This is a genomic window from Serratia fonticola (assembly GCF_001006005.1).
GTDB lineage: Bacteria > Pseudomonadota > Gammaproteobacteria > Enterobacterales > Enterobacteriaceae > Chania > Chania fonticola.
The window spans coordinates 1,181,035-1,204,926 of record NZ_CP011254.1 but is presented as its reverse complement, the minus strand read 5'-3'; the positions used below and the strand labels follow the sequence as shown (position 1 = coordinate 1,204,926).

Annotated in this window: 21 protein-coding genes; 8 read left to right on the top strand and 13 right to left on the bottom strand. The window is 53.9% G+C overall.

Annotated elements, in window-relative coordinates; translation table 11 throughout:
• Window positions 1-301: 301 nt before the first annotated feature.
• Complete coding sequence (locus WN53_RS05275) at window positions 302-3,619, top strand: autotransporter outer membrane beta-barrel domain-containing protein (RefSeq protein WP_037411681.1); 3,318 nt, start codon at window positions 302-304, stop codon at window positions 3,617-3,619.
• 79 nt (window positions 3,620-3,698) lie between these two features.
• On the opposite strand, the gene fis is transcribed toward WN53_RS05275, so the two are convergent.
• The 3 genes from fis to WN53_RS05260 form a co-directional block, all read right to left on the bottom strand.
• The gene (gene fis / locus WN53_RS05270) at window positions 3,699-3,995 is read right to left on the bottom strand and encodes a DNA-binding transcriptional regulator Fis (RefSeq protein ID WP_000462905.1); all 297 of its coding nucleotides are present in this window, start codon (window positions 3,993-3,995) and stop codon (window positions 3,699-3,701) included.
• A 21-nt stretch (window positions 3,996-4,016) separates the two neighbouring features.
• Window positions 4,017-4,982 (bottom strand): tRNA dihydrouridine synthase DusB, encoded by a 966-nt coding sequence (dusB, locus tag WN53_RS05265; RefSeq protein ID WP_037411678.1) that lies wholly within the window; start codon window positions 4,980-4,982, stop codon window positions 4,017-4,019.
• Between the two features lie 355 nt (window positions 4,983-5,337).
• The gene (locus WN53_RS05260; RefSeq protein WP_024483951.1) at window positions 5,338-6,072 is read right to left on the bottom strand and encodes a carbonic anhydrase; all 735 of its coding nucleotides are present in this window, start codon (window positions 6,070-6,072) and stop codon (window positions 5,338-5,340) included.
• 107 nt (window positions 6,073-6,179) lie between these two features.
• Between WN53_RS05260 and WN53_RS05255 the strand changes: the two genes are divergently transcribed.
• Complete coding sequence (locus WN53_RS05255) at window positions 6,180-7,310, top strand: RNA-guided endonuclease InsQ/TnpB family protein (RefSeq protein WP_046808430.1); 1,131 nt, start codon at window positions 6,180-6,182, stop codon at window positions 7,308-7,310.
• A 243-nt stretch (window positions 7,311-7,553) separates the two neighbouring features.
• On the opposite strand, the gene prmA is transcribed toward WN53_RS05255, so the two are convergent.
• The 5 genes from prmA to WN53_RS05230 form a co-directional block, all read right to left on the bottom strand.
• The gene (gene prmA, locus WN53_RS05250; protein ID WP_021180783.1) at window positions 7,554-8,435 is read right to left on the bottom strand and encodes a 50S ribosomal protein L11 methyltransferase; all 882 of its coding nucleotides are present in this window, start codon (window positions 8,433-8,435) and stop codon (window positions 7,554-7,556) included.
• Between the two features lie 10 nt (window positions 8,436-8,445).
• The gene (gene panF / locus WN53_RS05245) at window positions 8,446-9,891 is read right to left on the bottom strand and encodes a sodium/pantothenate symporter (RefSeq protein ID WP_024486309.1); all 1,446 of its coding nucleotides are present in this window, start codon (window positions 9,889-9,891) and stop codon (window positions 8,446-8,448) included.
• Window positions 9,881-10,123 carry a YhdT family protein gene (locus tag WN53_RS05240; protein WP_024486310.1) on the bottom strand — a complete coding sequence of 81 codons (243 nt, stop codon included), beginning with the start codon at window positions 10,121-10,123 and terminating at the stop codon, window positions 9,881-9,883. Before WN53_RS05240 ends, panF begins: the two co-directional genes overlap by 11 nt.
• Before the next feature lie 131 nt (window positions 10,124-10,254).
• Window positions 10,255-11,214 carry a sugar kinase gene (locus WN53_RS05235; RefSeq protein WP_024486311.1) on the bottom strand — a complete coding sequence of 320 codons (960 nt, stop codon included), beginning with the start codon at window positions 11,212-11,214 and terminating at the stop codon, window positions 10,255-10,257.
• 10 nt (window positions 11,215-11,224) lie between these two features.
• The gene (locus tag WN53_RS05230; protein ID WP_024486312.1) at window positions 11,225-12,055 is read right to left on the bottom strand and encodes a DeoR/GlpR family DNA-binding transcription regulator; all 831 of its coding nucleotides are present in this window, start codon (window positions 12,053-12,055) and stop codon (window positions 11,225-11,227) included.
• 402 nt (window positions 12,056-12,457) lie between these two features.
• Here WN53_RS05230 and WN53_RS05225 point away from each other — a divergent pair, with 402 nt between their 5' ends.
• The 6 genes from WN53_RS05225 (at window position 12,458) to gatZ (ending at window position 19,381) form a co-directional block, all read left to right on the top strand.
• On the top strand, window positions 12,458-13,312 hold the full coding sequence (locus WN53_RS05225) for a tagatose bisphosphate family class II aldolase (protein WP_024486313.1): 855 nt from the start codon (window positions 12,458-12,460) through the stop codon (window positions 13,310-13,312).
• Window positions 13,313-13,380: 68 nt separating this feature from the next.
• Window positions 13,381-14,271, top strand: a complete 891-nt coding sequence (locus tag WN53_RS05220; RefSeq protein WP_024486314.1) for a substrate-binding domain-containing protein — start codon at window positions 13,381-13,383, stop codon at window positions 14,269-14,271.
• A 221-nt stretch (window positions 14,272-14,492) separates the two neighbouring features.
• Window positions 14,493-15,986 (top strand): sugar ABC transporter ATP-binding protein, encoded by a 1,494-nt coding sequence (locus WN53_RS05215; RefSeq protein ID WP_024486315.1) that lies wholly within the window; start codon window positions 14,493-14,495, stop codon window positions 15,984-15,986.
• Window positions 15,986-16,975 (top strand): ABC transporter permease, encoded by a 990-nt coding sequence (locus tag WN53_RS05210; RefSeq protein WP_024486316.1) that lies wholly within the window; start codon window positions 15,986-15,988, stop codon window positions 16,973-16,975. Before WN53_RS05215 ends, WN53_RS05210 begins: the two co-directional genes overlap by 1 nt.
• 34 nt (window positions 16,976-17,009) lie before the next feature.
• Entirely contained in the window at window positions 17,010-17,969 is a 960-nt protein-coding gene (locus WN53_RS05205) for a tagatose kinase (RefSeq protein ID WP_024486317.1), read from the top strand.
• An 86-nt stretch (window positions 17,970-18,055) separates the two neighbouring features.
• Entirely contained in the window at window positions 18,056-19,381 is a 1,326-nt protein-coding gene (gene gatZ, locus WN53_RS05200) for a tagatose-bisphosphate aldolase subunit GatZ (RefSeq protein ID WP_046808025.1), read from the top strand.
• Between the two features lie 304 nt (window positions 19,382-19,685).
• Here the strand turns inward: gatZ and accC are convergent, their stop codons facing one another.
• The 5 genes from accC to msrP form a co-directional block, all read right to left on the bottom strand.
• A complete protein-coding gene (accC, locus tag WN53_RS05195) occupies window positions 19,686-21,035 on the bottom strand; it encodes an acetyl-CoA carboxylase biotin carboxylase subunit (RefSeq protein ID WP_024483779.1) in 1,350 nt (449 codons plus the stop codon).
• Window positions 21,036-21,046: 11 nt separating this feature from the next.
• Complete coding sequence (gene accB, locus WN53_RS05190; RefSeq protein WP_024483778.1) at window positions 21,047-21,511, bottom strand: acetyl-CoA carboxylase biotin carboxyl carrier protein; 465 nt, start codon at window positions 21,509-21,511, stop codon at window positions 21,047-21,049.
• A 32-nt stretch (window positions 21,512-21,543) separates the two neighbouring features.
• Entirely contained in the window at window positions 21,544-21,996 is a 453-nt protein-coding gene (aroQ, locus tag WN53_RS05185; RefSeq protein ID WP_024483777.1) for a type II 3-dehydroquinate dehydratase, read from the bottom strand.
• A gap of 276 nt (window positions 21,997-22,272) precedes the next feature.
• Window positions 22,273-22,881 carry a protein-methionine-sulfoxide reductase heme-binding subunit MsrQ gene (gene msrQ / locus WN53_RS05180; protein WP_024483776.1) on the bottom strand — a complete coding sequence of 203 codons (609 nt, stop codon included), beginning with the start codon at window positions 22,879-22,881 and terminating at the stop codon, window positions 22,273-22,275.
• Window positions 22,882-23,883 carry a protein-methionine-sulfoxide reductase catalytic subunit MsrP gene (gene msrP, locus WN53_RS05175; protein ID WP_021180768.1) on the bottom strand — a complete coding sequence of 334 codons (1,002 nt, stop codon included), beginning with the start codon at window positions 23,881-23,883 and terminating at the stop codon, window positions 22,882-22,884.
• Window positions 23,884-23,892 lie beyond the last annotated feature (9 nt).

The following is a 23,892-nucleotide window of genomic DNA, read 5'->3' as shown; positions in this document are numbered from 1 at the left end:
TCAATAGCGATACCATACTCTGACACCCAGTCATAACGATCGTTTAGCCGCTGACTAAACTTTTACATTCGAAGGGCGGTTCGCATTGCTATTAGCCTTCGGAAGGACGGCTGCTCGCCAGCGAAGGGGGCTCTCGTATTCACGATTATACCACACAAAACGTGGGTGTGAGAGTGGGTGGGTGATACGTCCACAAAGAGGGCTATTGGGGTATTTCTTGTTAGTTATGTTGATTCTTTGTTTAAACGAGGTATGTCCTTCTATACTTGAAGGAAATTTTTCCTTTCATTTGTACACAAGGATGGTTGATTTGAAAAAGCTATTCATCACGGTGGCGTTAACCAGTTTTTTCCCCAGTTACAATAGTTACGCTGCAGACAGTTACCTGGTCTATAACACAAATAATATCGCTGTCTTCCAAGTCCGCTTTTTTGATGTGGGTGATGGCCCTTTTATACCGAATTCACCGCAGCCAGCTGAGTCGACCTGGGATCTGAATCAACAGCAGAAAGAAAAAATACTGGATGCCATGCGGTACTGGGCTGAAGTCATTACCCCCAGACCCGATCAACTGCCTGCCATCATCAACGTAGGCACTTTTGATGATGTGAACGCTGCAGGCTCCAGCGAATCGGTCACCGATGGTGTAATCAGCATTACCCAATTGCAGGGGGCTTTGAACGGTATTGATACCGGCGAGTTAACCTTCGGTTCTCATGGCCAATTTATCATGGGAAAAATGGATTTTGATCATATTCCCTATGTCCCAGCGCAATTACCTCGCTCCGGAAAAACGGATCTGGTCAGTGTTGCCGTTCATGAACTGGCTCATGGGCTGGGTATTTCTAATATGGCCACCGATTGGGCTGGGGAAGGGACATTTACCCCAGCTTTTGACACCGATATGCCTTTCGGCTCCTGGACTGCGCATCTGCGTGATGACAATGGAAATCCGGCACGCCCCGGTCAGGTCATACTTTGCGAGGGGTGCAATAACTCATGGGATCCGCAAGGCTTTGATGTGCGCCACGATAAGGGCTATTTCACGGGCAAACACGTGGATGAAGTGCTGGCGGGAGCCATGCCCGGCGTTCCGGTAAGAATGTTGGCTGACGATGGCTCGGTTGACGATAACTATATGAGCCATATCGAGCTGAAAAACAGCATGATGAGCCATCAGGATTACCGCAACTACACCACGTTTATGGAAGCCGAGTTGGCGCTATTGCAGGACATGGATTATCAGATCGAACGGCGTAATTTCTTCGGCTTTTCGCTCTACGGTGATGGGCAGACGCTGGTTAATCGACATGGTTACTTTTTACGTAACAAGCAGGGCGATGGCTACATCGTGGGGCAGTATAATACCGCGACATTGGGCGTTGGCTTGCATGTTTACGGCAGCAATAACCACATCTTCCAGCAAGCGGATCTGTTAACGCAGGGCGCCGGTGGGGCAGGTATTCGTATCGATGGGCAAAACAACACGCTGAACGTTGAGCCAGGCACTCGCGTATACGCCGACGGGGCCAATGGCCGCGGCGTGATGTTTGCTTATGGCAAGAACCATAATCTAATTCAGCGTGGCGATGTTCAAGCGCTAGGCGCTAATGGCGTTGCTCTCAGTTTTGATTTTGGCAATAACCTGCTGGGCAACGATGTGGATTACCGGGGATCCTGGATACATTATGTTGGTGGGCAGGCTGCAACATTATTGCCGGAACTACAGGGGGCGCTGGTCAATAATGTGGATATTAGCGGCCGGGTTGCCGCTAAAGGTGCGGCGATTTATATCTCGCCAAACGCGCTGGTCAACCATATTAATCTATTAAATGGTGCCCAGTTGGAAGGGAATATCTACTCGGATTATAACCAGTTGGATGAGCATGGCCAGCAGCGCCTGACCCAGTTTACCTTTGGGCGCCTGGCCAATTTGCAAGGGCAGGCCACCGATCAGGCAGACCCCAATTTCCGGTTCAACTATCGGGGAAATATTGAAGGTATCGACAATCTGGCGCTGAGCACTCGCGGGGGGATCACTTCGCTTAATGGCCACCACCAGATTTACAGCATGTCTATCGCACCAGGCTCCACGCTGGCTGGCAACAGCGATTATACCTTGAACCCGGCGGGCCGCTTTGTGAATGACGGTATCCTCTCGCCAGGTAATTCGTTGGGGCAAATCGAGGTCACCGGCCTTTATCAACAGGGCGAGAATGGGCAGCTGTTGTTGGAGGTCGATGGCCGTGGTGGACACGATACCTTGGTGGTCAATGGCCATGCTGAATTCAACGGTCAACTGACGTTCGCACCGCAGCCAGACTGGTATGCAACAGACTGGCGGCTGGATTCGGGCGAGATGCTGAAAGCTACCTCGCATAGCGGAGAATTCCGCACGGTGAACGGTTTACTCAGTTCGCCTACGCTGGCCTTGCAGGCAACGCCGCAGGGTGAGGATCGTTGGCAACTCGCGATGCTGCGTGCTGACAACGCCTACAGCCAGTATGCGCAGGACAACAATGCGCGGCAGGTCGGCCAGGCGCTGGACCACATTGTGTCGGTTGCAGGTGCAGACATCCAGCCGCTGTACCGTACGCTGGACTTTTCTGCTGCCGACGGTGGGAGCATCAGCAGTGCTTTGCCGCAGCTCTCCCCTGCAGCGTACAGTGCGATGTTCGCCAGCTCTCTCAATCGTGAACAGCAGATTACGCGGATTGTCAGCGGATCTCATCCCACTACGCCAGAGCAGCAGGTTGCAGGCGAATGGCATAGTTTTGCCATACCCTTTGGTGGCGGTTTCTGGCAGCAGCGCCAGGGTAGTCAGGTTGGCTATGATGCCAGCAGCTACGGCATAGTCTTTGGTGCAGACAAGCGCAGCGAACAGAATAGCGACTGGGTTTATGGCTTCCATGGTGCGGTCAGTGGACAATCGGTAACGGTCAAATCACCGGAGAACGCCAGCGGTAAAACCACGGCTTTCGATCTGGGTATCCAGGCTCGTTATGCCGCCGATCGGCAAGCGGGGGTGTATTTATTCGGCAATGGCCGGTTTGGCATAGAAGATAGCCGTTTGGATCGCAGCATCAGCGTCGAGACTTATCAAGCGAGCCAACATGCCAGTTGGACCGGATTGGCGGGTTCTGTTGCTGCTGGTGGCGGCTACCGTTGGGCGCTGAATGACCAATGGAGCGCTGGCCCGGTGGCCGCACTGAATTACACTACCCTGCATCGCCCAAGCGTGACGGAAACGGGCAACGACAGTAGCCGCCTGGCGCTAGGTTCGAGCACTTTTGATTCTCTGCGCTCCAGCATTGGGGTCAACAGCAGTTGGGATCTTCCGCTCTCTTCGGGCGCTGCTATTGCTGCCGATCTGCAACTGACCTGGGATCATGAGTTGCTGGATAGCGACGTATCGCAAGAAGCCTCTTTCGCCAACTACCGCGCGGCGAGCTTCAGCAACAAGAGTCAGGTGACTGGGCGTGACTCCATGGGGGTGAAAGCCGGGGTTCGTTACCAAATCAATAGGGATGTGGAGCTGGGCTTGGGGGTAGAGAGCGAGCTGTTCCGTTCTGGCTATGACTCGGTAGCGGGCAACCTTTCGGCCACCTGGCGTTTCTGACAGGCCGGTATGATAAAAGAAAAAGGCGCTTATCAAATGAGATAAAAGCGCCTTTTTTCAACAGCTTGACTGACTAGTATCAGTTCATGCCGTATTTTTTCAATTTCTTACGCAGTGTACCGCGGTTGATCCCCATCATCAGGGCAGCACGGGTCTGGTTGCCACGGGTGTACTGCATCACCATGTCCAACAGTGGCTGTTCAACTTCAGCCAGTACCAGCTCATACAGATCGTTAACGTCTTGACCGTTCAGTTGAGCAAAATAGTTCTTCAGTGCTTGCTTAACCGAGTCACGCAGAGGCTTTTGAGTCACTTGGTCCTGTGAGTTCACGGTTGAAACGGTCAGTACGTCAGAATTTACGCGTTGTTCGAACATAGTTCTGTCAGCTCTTTTTTGTTACGCAAGATTTTCGAAATATGCCTCCAACGCCTCCAGCTGTTCGCTGGCATCCTCTATGGCGTTGAATGTGCGCCGAAACTGGTCATTAGGGGCATGCTCCTGTAAGTACCAAGAGACGTGCTTTCGAGCAATCCGGAATCCCTTGCCTTGGCCGTAAAAGCCGTGCAATTCCCGAATATGCCCTATTAACAAGCGCTTCACTTCGCCAAGTGGCATCGGTGGCAGCAGCTCCCCAGTGTCCAGATAATGCTGGATTTCCCGGAAGATCCAGGGTCTCCCCTGAGCAGCACGGCCTATCATCAGGGCATCAGCCCCAGTGTAGTCGAGCACTGCTCTGGCTTTATGCGGGTCAGTAATGTCGCCATTCGCGATAATCGGAATGGAGACATTCTGCTTAACTGCCCGAATGCTGTCGTACTCCGCGTTGCCGTTGAACAGGCAGGCACGGGTTCGGCCATGAATCGTCAGGGCCTGTATACCACAATCTTCGGCCAGTTGGGCAATTTCTACACAGTTACGGTTCTCTGGTTCCCAGCCGGTTCGGATCTTAAGTGTTACCGGCACATCCACCGCGTTAACCACCGCGAGGAGGATCTGTCTAACCAGATCCGGGTACTGCAGTAACGCAGACCCTGCAAGCTTCCGGTTCACTTTCTTGGCTGGGCACCCCATATTGATGTCGATGATCTGTGCACCGCTGGCCACATTAATGCGCGCCGCGGCGGCCATATCATCAGGATCACATCCGGCTATTTGCACGGAACGGATCCCTGGTTCATCGCTATGTACCATACGCAGACGTGACTTATCCGTGCGCCACACCTCCGGGTTGGAGGAGAGCATTTCGGATACAGCCATCCCAGCACCCATTGCATGACATAAGGTTCTGAATGGGCGATCTGTGATGCCGGCCATCGGGGCCGCAATCAGGCAATTTGTTAACTGGTGGTGTCCAATGCGCATAGACAAAGACTGACCATACTGTGTCCGCAAGGGCGCGTATATTACGCATTTTTTCATTCAGATGAAAGGCCAAACTTTGACCAATCGACAGTTATTGGGCAATAAAAGTGCGTTTATGCACCCTTGATGAAAATATTATGGTTATTTAACAATGCTTTGTATGATTGTGCTTAATTTGCGTACGCTAAAATATTCCATTAACGGCAGGATTTTATCTTTACGCGCCGGTAATAACAGATCGTAACATCAGGTTATTTGTAACATTCTCAGCTTAATACTTTGACAAATCGGCAAGAATGGTGCTGGGAATTACCACCACCCCAGTGAGGGCAGCGGTAGATGTCGCAGGCAGAAATCAATCGACGATGACGCGGCCGTTGAGCGGCTGTACCGGACGATTGTTGTTATGGTGCACTACCGAGTGGAATTGACTGATTTGTTCGGCAGAAGCGCTTACAGGCTGATCTAGCACCAACCAACTGACCCCTTCAGAGCAGGGTGGCGTCGTCAGTGAACCGCTGAAGCGGTAGAAGTTAAACTGTTTCGGCAGCAGCGCTTTGATATCCAGCGGCTTGTTCAGCACGGCGGTCTGATCGACGGCGGCAGGCATTTGTTGCCAGGCCTGTGCCAGTTGCGGATTGGCTTTACCTGGTTGGAACATCAGGGCCAGCACCGCCAGGGCACCGTCTTTGTCCTTGTAGACAAAGTGCGCTTCCAGTGGGAACTGCTTGCCGTCGATCTCATTTTCGCTCGGGGCGTGGAAATGGAACTGTTGCAGCGTGAAGGTGTCGTTATCCAACCGCAGGGTGTTACCTTCGCTGACGTTGACTTGAATGGTGTGCCCGTTGTTGACGATTTGCTGTTTGCCCGGCTGGAAAGCCAGCTCAAGCTTGCCGTGCTGGGTTTTCAGTGCGCCTTGGATGTTGACCGGGGACTGGTTTTTACCGGTTTCACACAGTGAAAAATCGGGTGAAAGCTTACCCCAATGTGCCGGGTCTTCCTGGCCTTCATAGCCCCAATGAGCATGTTCTGCGGCACCGATCGAGAAGCTGGCGGCCAACAGGGCGGCAAGCAACATTTTTCCTTTCATCAGATTGCCTCCGGGAAACCTGGGCCTTTAGGCCGGGGAGGAAAGGAGGCAGTTTTCAAGCTAACTTCTTTTTGTCTTTTCACTATAACTCCTGTAATTTTGTACATATGAAACGCGCCTACAAATATCGGTTTTATCCAACACAGGATCAGATTGAGTTTTTAGCTCACACCTTCGGCTGTGTGCGTTTTGTCTACAATTCAGTTCTCCGCTGGCGAACGGATGCGTACCGCGAACGACAGGAGAAGATCGGCTACATTCAGGCCAATGCCCGACTAACCGCCCTAAAAAAAGAGCCTGAATTGACCTGGCTGAATGATGTTTCCTGCGTCCCGTTACAGCAGACTCTTCGCCACCAACAGACCGCCTTTTCTAACTTCTTTGCGGGGCGTGCCAAGTACCCAACATTCAAAAGCAAACACCACAAACAATCTGCTGAATTTACGGCGAGTGCCTTTAAATACCGTAACGGCACGCTGTACATGGCTAAAAGCACAACGCCACTCCATGTTCGCTGGAGTCGTGAACTTCCCTCGACACCTTCAACCGTCACCATTTCCAAAGACGCATCAGGTCGATATTTCGTGTCCTGCTTGTGCGAATTTGAATCAAAATCACTGCCTGTTACTGCAAAAATGACGGGTATTGATATGGGTTTAAAAGATTTGTTCGTCACAGATAGCGGATTTAAAACCGGCAATCCCCGCCACACGGCGAAGTACGCGAAACGTTTAGCGTTGTTACAGCGCCGATTGAGCAAGAAGAAAAAAGGTTCAAGGAACCGAGCTAAAGCAAGATTAAAAGTCGCAAAGCTCCACGCTAAAATGGCTGATTGCCGAATGGACAGCCTGCATAAGTTGTCCCGCAAACTGATAAACGAGAACCAAGTTGTTTGCGTTGAATCCCTGAAAGTGAAAAACATGCTCCGTAATCCCAAACTATCGAAAGCGATATCCGATGCCGGATGGGGTGAATTTGTGCGGCAGCTACAGTACAAGGCGAAAGGGTCTGGGCGTTCTGTCGTTGCCATAGATCAGTTTTTCCCGTCCTCAAAACGCTGTAGCTGTTGCGGCTTCACCATGGAAAAAATGCCTCTTGATGTTCGTCACTGGCACTGCCCTGAGTGCGGAGCTGACCATGATCGAGATATCAACGCGGCGCGTAATATCAAAGCTGCCGGGCTGGCAGTGTTAGCCCACGGAGAGCCTGTAAATCCTGAATCGCAGCACGCGGCTTAGGTTCGGCTCTGTGAAGTGGGAGTCCTCGCCCTTTAGGGCGGGGAGCAGTCAATTCCTGATCCTTGTCCAATGAAAATACCAATTATCCTGGGTGGGCGGCTCATATGCTGCGGGCCGCCTTCACTCCGAGCAGGAGAATACTCCCAGCAAGTGCCGGGATAAACTGGCGGATTCTTAGGAAAAGAAAAAACCACCGGAACTGATTAAATTTCCGATGGTTTTTGGCAAGCGGGGAAAATGTAATTAGTTGCGTTGGCCGGTAATGCGGCACCACTCTTCGCGCTCGGCCACCGGGTCGAGGTTGAACTTATCCTGGTAGGCTTCGGCTACGCTGGCGGCTTGAGTCGCCAGTACGCCTGACAGGCCCAGATAGCCGCCGGATTTTGGCAGGTCGCTGATTAACGGTGCCAGTTCACGCAGCGGGCCAGCGAGAATGTTCGCCACCACCACATCGGCCAACAGATCGGCCGGTTGGTCTTTTGGCAGATACAGCTCCAGACGCTCTGAAACGCCGTTACGCTGTGCGTTATCGCGGCTGGCCTGAATGGCCTGGGGATCGATGTCGATGCCAATGGCGCGGGCGGCACCGAGTTTTAATGCGGCAATCGCCAGGATGCCGGAGCCACAGCCGAAGTCGATGACGGTTTTACCGGCCAGATCCAATCCATCCAGCCATTGCAGGCAAAGCGCGGTGGTCGGGTGTGTGCCGGTGCCAAACGCCAGGCCAGGGTCGAGCATGACGTTCACCGCGTCCGGATCGGGCACGTCACGCCAGCTTGGGCAAATCCACAGGCGCTCGCCAAAACGCATCGGGTGGAAGTTATCCATCCACTCACGTTCCCAGTCTTTATCTTCCAACTGCTCGATTTTGTGGCGGAAACCGTTGCCCAGCAACGGGTGCTGTTCCAGTATGGCGACCACTTCGGCCATATCGGTTTCGGCATCATACAGGCCGATCACATCGGTATCGCCCCACAGCAGGGTTTCGCCCGGCAGCGGTTCAAACACCGGGTTGTCGTGGGTGTCCTGAAAGGTGACCGACACCGCGCCGCTTTCAACCAACGCATCGCTCAGGTCTTCTGCCTGGCTGCCGGTGGTGTTCAGTTTTAGTTGGATCCAAGGCATAACAATTCTCTCAAGAGGGTAAGGACGACGCCAACTGGCGCTTTTCGCCGTAGACGTTACCGAGATAAAACGCCAACAGGCTGAGTAACAGCGAAGGCACAATAGGGTGCAATCCGGCCAGTTGCAGGCCGAAGCTGGCTAATAGCGTATAGCATAACGCACCGGTGACCATTGAGCTAAGGGCACCCTGCGCGTTGGCGCGTTCCCAGTACAGGCCCAACACCAACGGCCACAGGAATACGGCCTCCAGCCCGCCGAACGCCAGCAGGTTCAGCCAGATGATCATTTCTGGCGGACGCCAGGCGGCCAGCAGCACCAGCAATCCGAGGATCAACGTAGTCAGGCTGGAGAAGCGTTTGATCATCTTCTCATTGTTCATCTGCAGCGGACGTACGCCCAGATAGAGGTCTTTGATGATGGTGGCAGAGGATTGCAGCAGCTGCGCATTGATGGTCGACATGATCGCCGCCATCGGGGCGGCCAGGAAGATCCCTGCGGCGTAAGGGGGCAGCACGGTGATCATCAACGTTGGGATCACCTGATCGGGGATCTTCAGATCCGGCAGCACCGCACGGCCCAGGGCACCAGCCAGATGCATACCAAACATCAGAATAGCCACCACGATGGTGCCGAGGATAATGCCACGGTGCACGGCTTTGCTGTCTTTATACGAGATACAGCGCACGGCGGTGTGCGGCAGGCCAATCACGCCAAAGCACACCAGGATCCAGAACGAAGCCATAAACGGCAGGCTGAGGATCTGATCGCCGCCTTGTGGTGAAACCAACGCCGGATCGATCTGTTGCAGCTTATCAACCGCGCTGTGCAAGCCGCCCGCCGCGTGGATCACCGCAACCAGCAGTAATATCGTGCCTATCAGCATCACCAGCCCCTGCATGGCATCGTTCAGCACGCTGGCACGGAAGCCGCCAAACGCGGTGTACAGCGCAATGCTGATACCAAATATCAGCAGGCCGGTGTCGTAAGGAATGCCAGCCGCAGTCTCGAGCAGGCGTGCGCCACCGATAAACTGGACCGTCATCGCCCCAAGGAAGGCGACCAACAGACTTAGACTGGCTAGCCACACCAGCAAACGGCTCTTATAGCGGGCGAACAGCATGTCGTTAAGGGTGATGGCATTGTAGCGCCGCGCCAGAATGGCAAACTTTTTCCCCAGCACGCCAAGTGAAAGCCACACGGCGGGCAGTTGGATCATCGCCAGCAGCACCCAGCCGAGGCCGTACTTATAGGCGGCACCAGGCCCACCAATAAACGAGCTGGCGCTGATATAGGTGGCGGTCAGCGTCATGGCCAGCACAAAGCCGCCCATCGAACGGTTACCGAGGAAATATTCACTCAGGAAGTTACCGCTTTGGCGACGGGTATAGGCATACACCGAAAGGCCAAACACCAGCAACAGATAGGCAATCAGCGGCAGAATGACCTCAGTTTGCATCGCTATCCTCCAGGGGGATATCGCGGAAGATGCCGCGTACCATCAGCCAGCACAGGCCAATAAACAGCAGCGGTACCAGCAGGCAGGCCATTTCGAACCAGTGTGGCAGCCCGGTGATCCCGGCGTTGCTGTCTGGCAGATAGGCCGCCAGCGACCAGGCCAGCAGGTAAAGCAGCGTCAGGCCCAGTGCCCAGCGTGCTTCGCGGTTAGCTTGAACAAAGCGTTGTTCCATCCGTGCCTCCAAGGGGTTTACGGTTATGGATTGGCAAAGGAGGGGATTTTACGACAAGGGACGGTTTTGCCAAGCCGTTATGTTGGCAATCGGCATAAAAAACCGGCCAAAGGCTGGCCGGTTGATGGGCTTTACGCCTGTTGTGCAATAAAATGCTCGATCTGCGCCAGGCTGGATAACCCTTCCATCGGCCCCTTATGGGAAACCGCCAGGGCACCGCTGGCATTGGCATACTGCAACGCTTTTTCTGCGCTAAAGCCGGACAGGAACAGGCTGACAAAGGTCGCGCCAAAGCAGTCGCCCGCTCCGGTCGGATCGACCATCTTGCTGCTATAGCCTGGCGTGTGTAGCTCCTGCGTCTGGCCGTTCTGTTGCTGGTAATGGCTGGCCCCTTTCTGGCCACGCTTGATCACGATATGGCTCACGCCGCTGGCCAACAGTTCCTGCACGATATCCGCTTCCTGCTGGTTTTTGCTGCTGGCAAAGTGGTGTACTTCTCCCTCGCTCGGCAGGAAGATATCGGTATATTCGAGGATGTAATCGAAGGCCTGGCTCATCTCCGGGATATTGAGCATCTCTTTGCGAATATTGGGATCGAACGACACCGTCCCCTTATTGGCCTTGACGATCTGGATCGCCCGGCGCATGGCATCGATGATGCGGAATGAGAACAGCGAAGAACCCATGATGTGGAAATGTTGGCACTGGTTCAGCAAGCCCAGATCGATATGGTCGGCGGTAAAGAAGCCGCAGGCGCTGTTGGGGATATTGAAGATAAAATCGCGTTCCAGCGGATTGCGATAGCTGACAAACGCCGTACCGGTCGGGGCCTTGTCGATCACGCTGATGCCGTCGGTGATCACGCCTTCCAGACGCAGGCGTTCGATATTCAGGCGGCCAAAATCATCATTGCCCACGCAGCCAAACAGCGTGGAGCCAAAGCCAAGCCGCGCCACTTGAGCGGCATAAATAGCCGGTGCCCCGCTGGGGAACGGCCCAAGAAACTCGCCTGGCTGAGTGAATCCCTGATTATAATTTTTTGAAAGGAATTCAACCTGTAACTCACCCATCGTGCAGATGCTAACTGACATAAGTGCCCCTTTATTCCCCGATCGTTTCCCGGTTGGCCCAGGTAAAACATTCGTTATTGGTGTAGCGGATGCTGAAGTCGGATTCGAATAATTGCTGCTGATAATGTTCATTCACACCACGGTTGGTCACCAGATTATCTACTTGGCTGAGGTGGCCGATAGTCCCGATCGCACTGGCCTGAATGGGCAAGTGGGTAATGATGGCGGTTTTGTTCTGTGCCTTGTCCAGGCAGCGTTGATAATGGGACGCCAACAGCGGTTGATCGATATTGAGGATGCCGGAGCTGTCCGTAATGCTGGCCTCAAGAATGCAGTGGTTGATGGTGAACTGTTGGATCACGCTATCCAGCGCTTTACCGCTCAGCGCGGTATGCGAGCGGATCAACTCCCCACCCGCGACGATAATCTCACCGTCCAAAAACTGATCGGCCAGGATCGCATGCTGTAGGTCGTTGACGATCAGCCGCAGCTTTTTCAGCCCGCTCAGGAACGGGATGACCTTGCGGCAGATATCGCCGTGGCCGAGAAATAGCGTATCGCGATCGGCAATCATCCTGGCGCAGTGGCGGGCGATTTCCAACTGATTAGCCAACGTGAGCGGGGCCACTGCGAGCCCTGGCTCGATCGGTGCCGCCAGCGGCTGTGTTGGGGTTGCAATGGCTCCGCCAAAGGATCGCTTGAGGTAGCCTTGCTGTTCCAGATAGCTGAGATCGCCACGGATCGTCACGCCGGAAACCCCCAACTGGGCAGAAAGATCTTCGACCTTGATCTCCCCCTGCTGGCCGACGATTTCAGCAATTTTCAATCTGCGTTTCAGCAGGTTAGATGACTTTCTGGGCACATTCGCCCCCATCGTTAAACGGTAATAAGGGCTACTATATCCTTCATACTTTCTAATTGAAAGTAATACCCACGCAGGCTTTCGTTATTTTGAAAGTCTGCGATGGGTGAAAGAACAAGCATATATTTTTACTATTATTCATATTGTTAGATGTTATTTTCGGGTGGATGTATACCCGTGGCATGGCGATCTTAAGCGCGCTAACACCGGAACATGTCTTATGTTTCGTAATCAATATCTAGTTAAGTTACGTTTTGAAAGTTATTTGATAATCTTCGATCCCTGTCACGCTTTTTTGCGCGTTTTATCTCTATATTCGGTTTCACTTAGAAAGTTTGTCCGAATAAGTTTTCATTTTGTAACCACCGACTGCGGTATCAGGTGCGGGATCGAGGAGAATCGATGTACATCATTTCAAGCAAAAACATGCTGCAGAAAGCGCAGCAGCAAGGGTACGCGGTGCCGGCATTCAACATCCACAACCTGGAAACCTTGCAGGTGGTGGTCGAAACCGCTGCACAGTATCGTTCGCCGGTGATCCTGGCGGGAACGACCGGCACTTACCGTTACGGCGGGCTGGAAAACATCATCATGATCGTCAAGGCGCTGGCGCACGAGTATCAGATCCCGCTGGCGCTGCATTTGGATCATCACGAAGATCCCGCCGATATCTACCATAAGATCAACGCCGGGATCCGTTCCGTAATGATCGACGGCTCTCACTTTCCTTTTGAAGAAAACGTGGCGCTGGTCAAACAAATCGTAGAGTACAGCCACCGCTACGACGCTAGCGTTGAAGCAGAGTTAGGCCGCCTGGGGGGCCAGGAAGACGACCTGATCGTAGAGGGGAAAGACGCTATCTACACCTCTCCTGAGGCGGCGGTGGAGTTTGTTGCCCGTACCGGGATTGATTCGCTGGCGGTGGCTATCGGTACCGCGCATGGCCTGTACCAGTCCGAACCCAAGCTGGATTTTGCCCGCCTGGAACAGATCCGCGATCGCGTTGAAGTGCCGCTGGTGTTGCACGGGGCTTCCGGCCTGAGCGATAGCGATATCCGCCGCTGTATCAGTTTAGGCATCTGTAAGGTCAACGTGGCTACCGAGCTGAAAATCGCTTTCTCGGATGCTTTGAAAGCGTATTTCCACCAGCATCCTGATGCCAATGACCAGCGCCATTATATGCAGCCAGCGAAAAGCGCCATGCAACGGGTGGTGGAAAAAGTGATTGGCGTATGTGGTTGTGAAGGTCAGCTGTAAATATTAATAAGTTCCCTACAAAACAGTAAGAAAAAACAAGCAGCAATAATAAAAACTGAGGATAGATCATGCATAAATTAAAGGTATTAGGCTCTGTGCTGGCCATCGGTCTGGCCGTATTTTCGCAGGCAACGTTAGCCAAGGAATATAAAATTGGCGCATCGCTGCTGACGCAACAGCATCCTTTCTATATTGATCTGGCCGACGCAATGAAAGCGGAAGCCAAGAAAGACGACGTGGTGCTGAATATTTCAATTGCCAATCAGGACCTGAATAAACAACTCTCAGACGTAGAAGACTTTATTACCAAGAAGGTCGACGCCATTATTATTTCCCCGGTGGATTCCAAAGGCGTACAGGCGGCGATTATCAAAGCGGAGAAAGCCGGTATTCCGGTGATTACCGTTGATGTGGCCGCCGAGGGCGTGCCGGTGGTTACTCACGTGGCTACCGACAACTACGCCGGTGGTGTCGAAGCGGGCAAGCTGATGGGCAAACTGCTCAACGGTAAAGGTAAGGTAGCGATTATCGATTACCCGGCGCTGCAATCGGTAGTGGCACGTGTGGACGGCTTCAAGAAAGGGCTGGCCGATACGCCTGACGTGAAGATTGTGGCGATCCAAACCGGTATCACCCGGGCGGAAGCGTTAACCGTGGCGCAGAATATGATGCAGGCGCACCCAGATCTGAACGGCCTGTTTGGTTTTGGTGATGATGCCGCGCTGGCTGCGGTGATCGCCGCCAAATCCGCGCGTAACGACAATATCAAGATCATCGGTTTCGACGGGATGAAAGAGGCTCGCGACGCCGTCGATAGCGACAAGACCTTCGTGGCAGTTATCCGCCAATACCCAGACCAAATGGGAGCCAAGGCTATAGATGCTGCCGTCGACCATCTGAATGGCAAGCCAGTTGCCAAGTTGATTCCAGTTGCGCCTGGCGTTTATACCGGTAAATAACACTGCTCGTTAACCCAAGCCTCAGTAGCTAACCATTACTCCTCACTCCAACCCTCTCCCATAGGGAGAGGGAGCTGGCTGAAGTATGTAGTTAGCCCATACAACTTCGGAAAGTGAGGGAGTAATAAGAAAGGCAGGGTATTACGCGGAGAAATCAACGAACTCGATCGGTCCCCTCTCCCTGTGGGAGAGGATTAGGGGTCACGTGGGTGGAGGAAATAATGACGGATACGGTGCTGGCGGTAACGGAAATAGCCAAAAGTTTCGGCCATGTTAACGCATTAAAAAATGTCAGTCTGAAAATACGCAAAGGTAAAGTCCATACGCTACTGGGCGAAAATGGTGCCGGTAAATCCACGCTAATGAAAATCCTGGCAGGAATTTATCCACCGACCAAAGGGGAAATAATTCTCAAAGGGCAAAACGTTACTATTAACAACCCCCAGCATTCCAGAAAGTTGGGTATCGCGATTATTTTTCAGGAGCTGAGCCTGAGCAATAATATGAGCGTAGCAGAGAATATCTACGCCAATAATGAGCCAACCCGTTTTGGTTTTATTAACGATGGCCAGATGGTGAATGATTGCCAACGCCTGCTGGCGGACTTGGCCATTCCGCTCGATCCGCAGCAAATTGTCGGCACCATGTCGATGGCCCAGCGCCAATTGGTAGAGATTGCCAAGGCGCTGAGCTACCCGGCAGATGTCGTGATCATGGATGAACCAACGTCGTCCCTGAGCGATAACGAGGCTGACATTCTGTTTGGCATTATCGACAAGCTGAAACAGCGCGGCTGCGCGGTGATTTATATCTCGCACCGCATGGATGAGATCATGCGGGTATCTGACGATATCTCGGTGCTGCGCGACGGCGAGTTCATCGCCACACATGATAAACACCAGACCGACATTCACCGGCTGATTGCCCAGATGGTTGGCCGCGAAATGACCAATATCTACCCGCCACGCATCGGCGAACCTCCTTCAGCGGAGCAGGTGCCGGTGCTGGAAGTCAGGCAATTTTCGCAAGACAAACTGTTTCACGATATCCATTTCTCGCTGCGTGCAGGCGAAGTACTGGGCTTTTTTGGGCTGGTGGGATCGGGGCGTTCAGACGTGATGAAGGCCATTTTTGGCCTGACCGGTTACCAGGGTGAAATTCTTATCGATGAGGCGGTCGTCACTATCCGCAATCCAAAGCAGGCGATAGCGCATGGCATCGCCTTCGTGACGGAAAACCGCAAGGAGGAGGGGTTGGTGCTGATGCATGACGTAAGCATGAACACCCATCACGTGGCCTTTCAGTATGCGGGCTCCAGCCTGATCAACCATAAGCATGAAGAGGCGAAAACTCAGCAGGCAATCCGGCGGATGAACATCAAGGTCAGTTCGCCACACCAGCTGGTTAGCACCCTGAGCGGGGGCAATCAGCAAAAGATCGTGCTGTCGAAATGGTTGGAAAAGGTGCCACGGATCTTAATCCTCGACGAGCCAACGCGCGGCGTGGACGTAGGCGCCAAGTTCGAGATTTATAACGTTATACGCCAGCTTGCTGCGCAGGGCACCGCCATTATCTTGATCTCTTCCGAACTGCCGGAAGTGATGGCGCTCAGCGATCGGCTGGTGGTGATGCGCGCCAAGCAGATCGCCGACGTTTTTGCCACCGATGGACTCACGCAAACCCAGGTCATGACCGCAGCAACAGGAGTGAAATAATGAGCGATAAAGTGCTGGCCGCCGAGGGCCATTCGGCGTTCAACGGGCCAGGGAAACTGGCAAAAGCCGCCAAACAGTACGGCGGCATACTGGCGGGCCTGGTGGCCTTGGTGATCCTGTTCAGCGTGATCAACGACAGCTTCCTGAGCGTGAATAATATTACCAATATTATTTTGCAGGTCTCGATCATTGCCATTACCGCCTATGGCATGACGTATGTGCTGCTGCTGGGGGATATCGATCTTTCGGTGGGGTCAACCATTGCACTGGTGGGGACCTTTGCTGCGCTTGGCCTGTCGTTTGGCATCCCGTTTATTCTGGTGATCCCGCTGTCGATTATGGCCGCGCTGGTGCTGGGCCTGGTTAACGGTAGCCTGACTGCGCTGGCCGGTATCCCGTCGTTTATCGTAACCGTCGCGACGATGGGCATCTTCCGGGGTATCGCCTATATCGTCACCGACGGCACGCCGATCATGATTAAAAGCGAGGCGTTTCTGGCGCTGGGCAACGGCGAGTTTCTCTATATCCCGATCCCCATCTGGATCCTGTTGGTGTTGCTGATCGTCAACCACTTCATCCTGTCGAAAACCACCTTTGGCCGCAAGATTTATATCACCGGCGGCAATAAAGAGGCCGCGATCTATTCGGGGATTAACGTTTCCGCGCTGAAAATAAAGGTCTTTATGATCACCGCCATGATGGCGGGCATCAGCGGCATGATCCTGGCCTCGCGCCTGTATTCCGGCCAGCCTAACGCCGCGCTGAGCTATGAGCTGGATGCTATCGCTGCCGCAGTGTTGGGCGGCACCAGCCTGAATGGCGGTTACGGCACGGTGATTGGCACCATGATCGGCGCGCTGACCATCGGGGTCATCAACAACGGTATGAATTTAATGAACGTGCCTTATTTCTATCAAATGGTGGTGAAGGGACTGGTGATCCTTATCGCGGTGTATGTCGACGTCAGAAACAAGAAGAAACGTGGCTAACGATCACAGGCAGATTTGAATAAGGAACGGGACAATGAGAAAAATTTATACCATCGGCGAGATCCTGGTTGAGATCATGGCCGATAAAGTTGGCCAATCTTTTACCCATCCAGGCTTATGGAATGGTCCTTTCCCCAGCGGTGCCCCGGCGATTTTTATCGATCAGGTGACCAAGCTGGGCGGTCAGTGCGGCATTATCAGCTGCGTGGGTAATGACGGTTTCGGCACGCTGAATATCGAGCGCTTAAAGGCTGACGGAGTAGATACGCGTGGCATCCGCGTACTACCGCATGAGACGACCGGCAGTGCCTTCGTCACTTACCACTCCAACGGCGATCGCGATTTTATTTTCAATATCAAGAACGCAGCCTGCGGGAAATTATCGGCCGAGCATGTAAACGCCGAACTGCTGCAGGACTGCCAGCACTTCCACATCATGGGTTCATCGCTGTTTTCCTTCCATATGGTGGACGCGGTGAAGAAGGCGGCGGGGATTGTCAAAGCGAACGGCGGCACCTTGTCTTTCGATCCGAATATCCGCAAGGAAATGCTCAATATCCCCGAGATGCGTGATGCGCTGCATTACGTGCTGGAGCTGACCGATATCTATATGCCGAGCGAAGGCGAAGTCATGCTGCTGTCCTCCCAAACCACATTGGATGAAGCGATTGCCCGCTACCTGAAGGACGGCATTAAAGAAGTGGTGGTGAAACGCGGCAGTAACGGTGCGAGCTATTATTCCGCGGATGAAACCCTGCATATCGACAGCTATGCCGTAGACGAGGTTGATCCGACCGGGGCGGGTGACTGCTTTGGCGGCGCTTACATTGCTTGCCGGTTACAGGGGCACAGCGTTTCCCAGGCGCTGCGCTATGCCAATGCCTGCGGTGCGCTGGCGGTGACTCGGCGTGGGCCAATGGAGGGGACCTCCACCTTTGCTGAAATTGACGCGTTCTTGCAGCAGCAACGGGCCGTGCCGGTCGGCGCGCTGTAAATAACATTCCAACGTCTTGAATATTCAGTTCAGGACATTGCTTTACCCTGTGACTTGAAAGGTGACGGGTAAATGAGGCCATAAGTATGAAATCTATTATCCAGCAGCATAAAAGCGGCAAGCATATTGGTATCTGTTCGGTTTGCTCGGCACATCCGTTGGTGATCGAAGCCACGTTGCGTTTTGACTTGGCTAGCCAGCGTAAGGTATTGATTGAAGCCACCTCCAACCAGGTGAACCAATTTGGCGGCTACACCGGAATGAAACCGGCGGATTTCCGCGAGTTTGTGTATGCCGTTGCCGCCAAGGTTGGCTTCCCGCAGTCACGGTTGATATTGGGGGGCGACCACCTTGGGCCGAACTGCTGGCAGGATGAACCCGCTGAGCAGGCGATGGAGAAAGCCGAACGCCTGATTGCCGATTACGTTCAGGCCGGGTTCAGTAAAATTCATCTGGATGCTTCCATGTCCTGCGCGGACGATCCGGTTCCTTTGCCACCAACGGTGGTGGCCGAGCGTGCGGCACGGCTATGTGCGGTGGCGGAAGCGGCAGCCACCCCAGAGCAGCGGCAGGCGCTGAGCTACGTGATAGGTACGGAAGTGCCGGTTCCAGGCGGGGAAAGCCACGCTATCGCTCAGGTACACGTCACGCGACCACAGGATGCCGCCGAGACCATCGAGACGCATCGGCAGGCATTTGCTCGCTTAGGTTTGGAGCAGGCCATGGAGCGGGTGGTGGGGCTGGTGGTTCAACCGGGAGTCGAGTTCGACCATTCCACGGTGATCCACTATCAGCCGGAGCAGGCGCGCCAGCTTTCCGCCATGATTGAATCAACGCCGTTGGTGTTTGAGGCCCACTCTACGGATTATCAAACCCCGAAAGCGTTCCGCCAGTTGGTGCGCGATCACTTTGCGATCCTGAAAGTCGGCCCGGCGCTGACCTTTGCCCTGCGTGAGGCGATCTTCAGCCTGGCGCTGATCGAGAAGGAGCTGATCGCCGCAGAACAGCAGAGCCACGTGCTGGCGGTGATCGACAGCGTGATGCAGGATGAGCCCAAGTATTGGAAGAAGTATTACGATCCGCGCCATTCGAAGGCGATGATCGATCTGCACTACAGCCTGTCCGATCGGATCCGCTATTACTGGCCTGAAGCGCGCATCAGCGCGGCCATCGACAAGCTGGTGGCAAACCTGAGCGGAGTAACCATTCCGTTGGGTATGCTGAGCCAGTATTTCCCGCTGCAATTCCCGCGCCTGATGGCTGGCGAGTGTGCCGGTGACCCACATAGCCTGATTATCGACAAGATCCAGGAGGTCTTGCGGGCGTATGCCTATGGGTGCGATACCCCTCACCCCAACCCTCTCCCACAGGGAGAGGGAGCTGTTAGCCCCTGCACATTTGGCAGTAATTGAGTCATCTCAGCAAATTTTATCGCAGGTGTGTCACTGAGTTTTCAGACTCACTCGATCGGTTCCATCTCCCACAGGGAGAGGGAGCTGTCCGGAGCTCTTGATTGGCCCGTGCTGTTTCGGAATCAAGGTGAGTCAGCCGGTGCTAATGATGAATCACTACACTTTCAGCTTAACTCGATCGGTCCCCTCGCCCTTTGGGAGAGGGTTAGGGTGAGGGGCAAAATCCCTCTCTCCATTAAATAAAAAAACACCGCAGAAGTTCTCATGCGGTGTTTTTTATTGGCCCAATATCGTTAACCGATAATCAGGTTTCCTGCAGACCCAGCTTCTTCTCCAGATAGTGGATGTTGGTGCCACCATGCTGGAAGTTTTCGTCGGTCATGATCTTCTGCTGCAGTTCAATGTTGGTTTTGATGCCATCAATGATCAGCTCAGCCAGGGCGTTCTTCATGCGGGCAATCGCCACGTCACGGTTTTCACCGTAGGTGATCAGTTTGCCAATCATGGAGTCATAGTACGGCGGGACGGTATAGCCAGCGTAGATATGAGATTCCCAACGCACGCCGAAACCACCAGGAGCGTGGAAGCGGGTGATCTTGCCTGGGCTTGGCAGGAAGGTGTTCGGGTCTTCGGCGTTGATACGGCATTCCACCGCATGGCCTTGCACCTTCACTTCGTCCTGTTTGATCGACAGCGGCTGACCGGCAGCGATACGCAGCTGCTCTTTGATCAGATCCACACCGGTGATCATTTCGGTAACCGGGTGTTCCACCTGGATACGGGTGTTCATTTCAATGAAATAGAACTCGCCGTTTTCATACAGGAACTCAAAGGTACCCGCACCGCGGTAGCCGATTTCCACACAGGCTTTTGAACAGCGTTCACCGATGTAGCGGCGCAGCTCTGGGGTGATCCCCGGTGCTGGTGCCTCTTCGACCACTTTCTGGTGGCGGCGCTGCATGGAGCAGTCACGTTCAGCCAGATAGATAGCATTGCCCTGGCCGTCTGCCAACACCTGAATTTCGATGTGGCGTGGGTTTTCCAGGTACTTCTCCATATACACCATGTCGTTGTTGAAAGCCGCTTTGGCTTCCGCTTTGGTCATGGAGATGGATTGCTCGAGATCTTTGTCGCCGCGCACAACGCGCATGCCGCGACCGCCGCCGCCGCCGGAAGCCTTGATGATCACCGGATAACCGATGCGCTTGGCGAAGGCACGGTTTTTGTCCATGTCATCGGTCAGCGGGCCGTCGGAGCCTGGTACGCAAGGTACGCCGGCTTTTTTCATCGCGCTGATGGCAGAAACCTTGTCACCCATCAGGCGAATGGTTTCGGCACGTGGGCCGATGAAGATAAAGCCAGAGCGCTCTACCTGCTCGGCAAAGTCGGCGTTCTCGGACAAGAAGCCATAACCCGGGTGGATCGCCACGGCGCCGGTAATTTCGGCGGCGGAGATGATGGCCGGGATGTTCAGATAGCTTTTAACTGACGGTGCAGGGCCGATACAAACGGTCTCATCCGCCAGCAGAACGTGTTTCAGATCGCGGTCGGCACTTGAGTGAACGGCAACGGTTTTGATGCCCAGTTCTTTACAAGCGCGCAGGATACGTAGCGCGATCTCGCCACGGTTGGCGATAACAATTTTATCTAGCATGGTGCGCCTCGTTATTCGATGACGACCAGTGGCTCGTCAAATTCAACCGGTTGGCCGTTTTCTACCAGGATCGCTTTAACCACACCGGATTTGTCCGCTTCAATCTGGTTCATCATTTTCATGGCTTCAACGATGCACAGAGTATCACCGGCGTTCACTTTCTGGCCCACTTCCACGAAGGCTTTCGCGTCCGGGCTTGGGGTGCGGTAGAAGGTCCCTACCATTGGTGAACGAACGATATGGCCACTCATGGCCGCTGGTGCTGCTGGGGTTTCTGCGGCAGCAGGGGCAACGGCGTTGGCCAGAGCAGGTTGCTGCTGCTGGGCTGGCATTGCGTACTGTTGCATCATTGGGTAAGCCTGCACCGGTGCGGCACGGCTGATGCGAACCGACTCTTCGCCTTCAGAGATTTCCAGTTCAGAAATGCCTGATTCTTCAACCAGTTCGATCAGTTTCTTGATTTTACGAATATCCATGAGTGTGATTCCGTACTCTTTTTGTGTAGCAATTAGTGGGTTTTTGACAAACGGCGAACCGCTGCCTGTAAAGCAAATGTGTAGCCATCCGCGCCGAGGCCACAGATCACGCCTACCGCGATATCAGACAGGTAGGAGTGATGACGGAAAGGCTCACGAGCGTACACGTTGGACAGGTGGATCTCGATAAACGGGATCTGTACTGCCAACAGTGCATCGCGCAACGCCACGCTGGTGTGCGTGAACGCGGCAGCGTTAATCAGGATAAAATCCGTATTGCCGCGTGCCTGATGAATGCGATCGATGAGCGCATGCTCGGCGTTGGACTGCAGATGACTCAGGGTGATATCTAGCGCGAGCGCCTGGTTTTCCAATCCGTTAACAATCTCTGCCAGCGTAGCGCTGCCGTACTTTTCCGGCTCACGCGTCCCCAGCAGATTGAGATTGGGGCCGTTCAGAAGCAAAATGTGAAACTTATCCGCCATTGTGCTGGTATCTCCGGCAATAAAACCATCATCGTAGAAAATAACCCGATGTCACCGATTTGTCACCTGTTACGCGCAGATTTTGCTGCAGCGACAGGTTCAAGGTCGGGCATTATAACGATATCGTGGCAATTCGCAGCTAAATACTGGTCTTATCAGCGAAGATATTCAACCCTAAATCAGCAAACACCAAGTGCCGCTATTGGATTATGAGGGGTAGAACACAGAAAAGTTCCGCGCCCCTCCAGGGGATTTTTATCGCCAATCTTGCCGGATTTAGCGCGGTTTACGCCACCATGAGCGGAATTTCTTGTAACGCAGAGCTAACAACAGCAGCGCCAGCGACGCGTAAATAAAAGGCTGCGGTGACAACGTTTTTACCGACCAAAGGTAGTGGATCGGTGCCAGGATAGCCACCAGATAGACGAAGTTATGCAGCTTCTGCCAGCTGGCCCCCAATTTACGCTGTGCCCATAGCGTTGAGGTGGCCGCCAGAGCCAACAAAATCAACCAGCAGAGGATACCTAGCGTCAGATAGGGGCGAGTTACCAGTTCGCGCCCCAGCAGGCCAATGTTGCTCAGCCCCAGTTCCAGCGTCGAGTAGCTTACCAGATGCAAGGTTCCCCAGGCAAAACACCACAAACCCAGCAGGCGTCGGCAACGGATCAGTAACGGCTGGCGCGCGTAGCGGGCCAATGGAGTGACGAGCAGGGTGGCCAGCAGCAACTTCAGCGTCATCCTGCCGGTAAAATGCTGGATATCCTTGGCCGGATCGGCGCTGAACCAGCCCTGATCGACAGACAACACCAGCCACAGAAAGGGCAGAAATGCCGCCAGGTAGATGGCTACTTTTAGCCAGGTGATCTGCTTGGGGGTTAAGCGCACTCAGAAGTTCTCCCGTAAATCGAGGCCGCGATATAGCGAAGCCACCTGGTCGGCATAACCGTTGAACAGCAGCGTGGGCTGACGTTTCACATCCAGAATGCCGCCGGAACCGATAAAACGTTCGGTGGCCTGCGACCAGCGCGGATGATCGACATGGGGATTCACGTTGGCGTAAAAACCATATTCGTTGGGAGCGGACAGATTCCAGGTGGTTGGCGGTTGTTCGCGGGTCAGGGTGATCTGCACGATAGACTTGATGCCTTTGAAGCCGTACTTCCATGGAGTGATCAGGCGCACCGGAGCACCGTTTTGCGGTGGCAGCATCTTGCCATACACGCCCACGGTCAACAGAGCCAGTGGATGCATGGCTTCATCAAGGCGCAAACCTTCGACATAGGGATACTTGAGGCCACCGCCAATAAAGCGATCTTTCTGGCCGGGCATCTGCTCTGGATCGTACAGCGTTTGAAAAGCCACGTAGCGCGCGTTGCTGTTGGGCTCGGCCAGCTTAAGCAGTTTGCCCAGCTCAAAGCCGATCCACGGCACCACCATCGACCAGGCTTCGACGCAGCGCATGCGATAAATGCGTTGTTCCAGCGGGAATCGCTTGAGTAAATCGTCGATATCCAGCGTGATGGGCTTGCCGACTTCACCGTCGATTTTCACCTTCCAGTCCGTCGTTTTCAGTGAGCCTGCGTTGGCCGCGGGATCGGCCTTATCCAGGCCAAATTCGTAGAAATTATTGTACCCCATGACTTTTTCTTCCGGCGTCAGCTCCAGCTTGGCTTGCCAGGCTTCTGGCTTGCTGAAGTCTAGCGGTTTGCCTGCTGGAGCCGGGGGCCGATCGTTACCTTTGAACCAGGAAAGCAAGTCGGCCTGTGCCTGGATGGGCAAAGCCAGCGAGGCTGCCGTGATCCCTAGCGCCTGGAGCACCTTGCGCCGCTGATAGAACACGCTTTCCGGCGTGACATCGGCTTCGGTCAGTTTTCGCTGTTGTTTCATTTTTTTTCT

Excerpts from the sequence above, each read along its gene's own strand:
- WN53_RS05225 (WP_024486313.1), top strand. The coding sequence starts at position 12,458 with ATGTACATCATTTCAAGCAAAAACATGCTGCAGAAAGCGCAGCAGCAA.
- prmA (WP_021180783.1), bottom strand. The coding sequence starts at position 8,435 with ATGCCTTGGATCCAACTAAAACTGAACACCACCGGCAGCCAGGCAGAA.
- WN53_RS05260 (WP_024483951.1), bottom strand. The coding sequence starts at position 6,072 with ATGAAAGGAAAAATGTTGCTTGCCGCCCTGTTGGCCGCCAGCTTCTCG.
- WN53_RS05205 (WP_024486317.1), top strand. The coding sequence starts at position 17,010 with ATGAGAAAAATTTATACCATCGGCGAGATCCTGGTTGAGATCATGGCC.
- fis (WP_000462905.1), bottom strand. The coding sequence starts at position 3,995 with ATGTTCGAACAACGCGTAAATTCTGACGTACTGACCGTTTCAACCGTG.
- WN53_RS05275 (WP_037411681.1), top strand. The coding sequence starts at position 302 with ATGGTTGATTTGAAAAAGCTATTCATCACGGTGGCGTTAACCAGTTTT.
- WN53_RS05215 (WP_024486315.1), top strand. The coding sequence starts at position 14,493 with ATGACGGATACGGTGCTGGCGGTAACGGAAATAGCCAAAAGTTTCGGC.
- msrP (WP_021180768.1), bottom strand. The coding sequence starts at position 23,883 with ATGAAACAACAGCGAAAACTGACCGAAGCCGATGTCACGCCGGAAAGC.
- WN53_RS05210 (WP_024486316.1), top strand. The coding sequence starts at position 15,986 with ATGAGCGATAAAGTGCTGGCCGCCGAGGGCCATTCGGCGTTCAACGGG.
- gatZ (WP_046808025.1), top strand. The coding sequence starts at position 18,056 with ATGAAATCTATTATCCAGCAGCATAAAAGCGGCAAGCATATTGGTATC.
- WN53_RS05240 (WP_024486310.1), bottom strand. The coding sequence starts at position 10,123 with ATGGAACAACGCTTTGTTCAAGCTAACCGCGAAGCACGCTGGGCACTG.
- aroQ (WP_024483777.1), bottom strand. The coding sequence starts at position 21,996 with ATGGCGGATAAGTTTCACATTTTGCTTCTGAACGGCCCCAATCTCAAT.
- accC (WP_024483779.1), bottom strand. The coding sequence starts at position 21,035 with ATGCTAGATAAAATTGTTATCGCCAACCGTGGCGAGATCGCGCTACGT.
- dusB (WP_037411678.1), bottom strand. The coding sequence starts at position 4,982 with ATGCGCATTGGACACCACCAGTTAACAAATTGCCTGATTGCGGCCCCG.
- WN53_RS05235 (WP_024486311.1), bottom strand. The coding sequence starts at position 11,214 with ATGTCAGTTAGCATCTGCACGATGGGTGAGTTACAGGTTGAATTCCTT.
- panF (WP_024486309.1), bottom strand. The coding sequence starts at position 9,891 with ATGCAAACTGAGGTCATTCTGCCGCTGATTGCCTATCTGTTGCTGGTG.
- accB (WP_024483778.1), bottom strand. The coding sequence starts at position 21,511 with ATGGATATTCGTAAAATCAAGAAACTGATCGAACTGGTTGAAGAATCA.
- WN53_RS05220 (WP_024486314.1), top strand. The coding sequence starts at position 13,381 with ATGCATAAATTAAAGGTATTAGGCTCTGTGCTGGCCATCGGTCTGGCC.
- WN53_RS05255 (WP_046808430.1), top strand. The coding sequence starts at position 6,180 with ATGAAACGCGCCTACAAATATCGGTTTTATCCAACACAGGATCAGATT.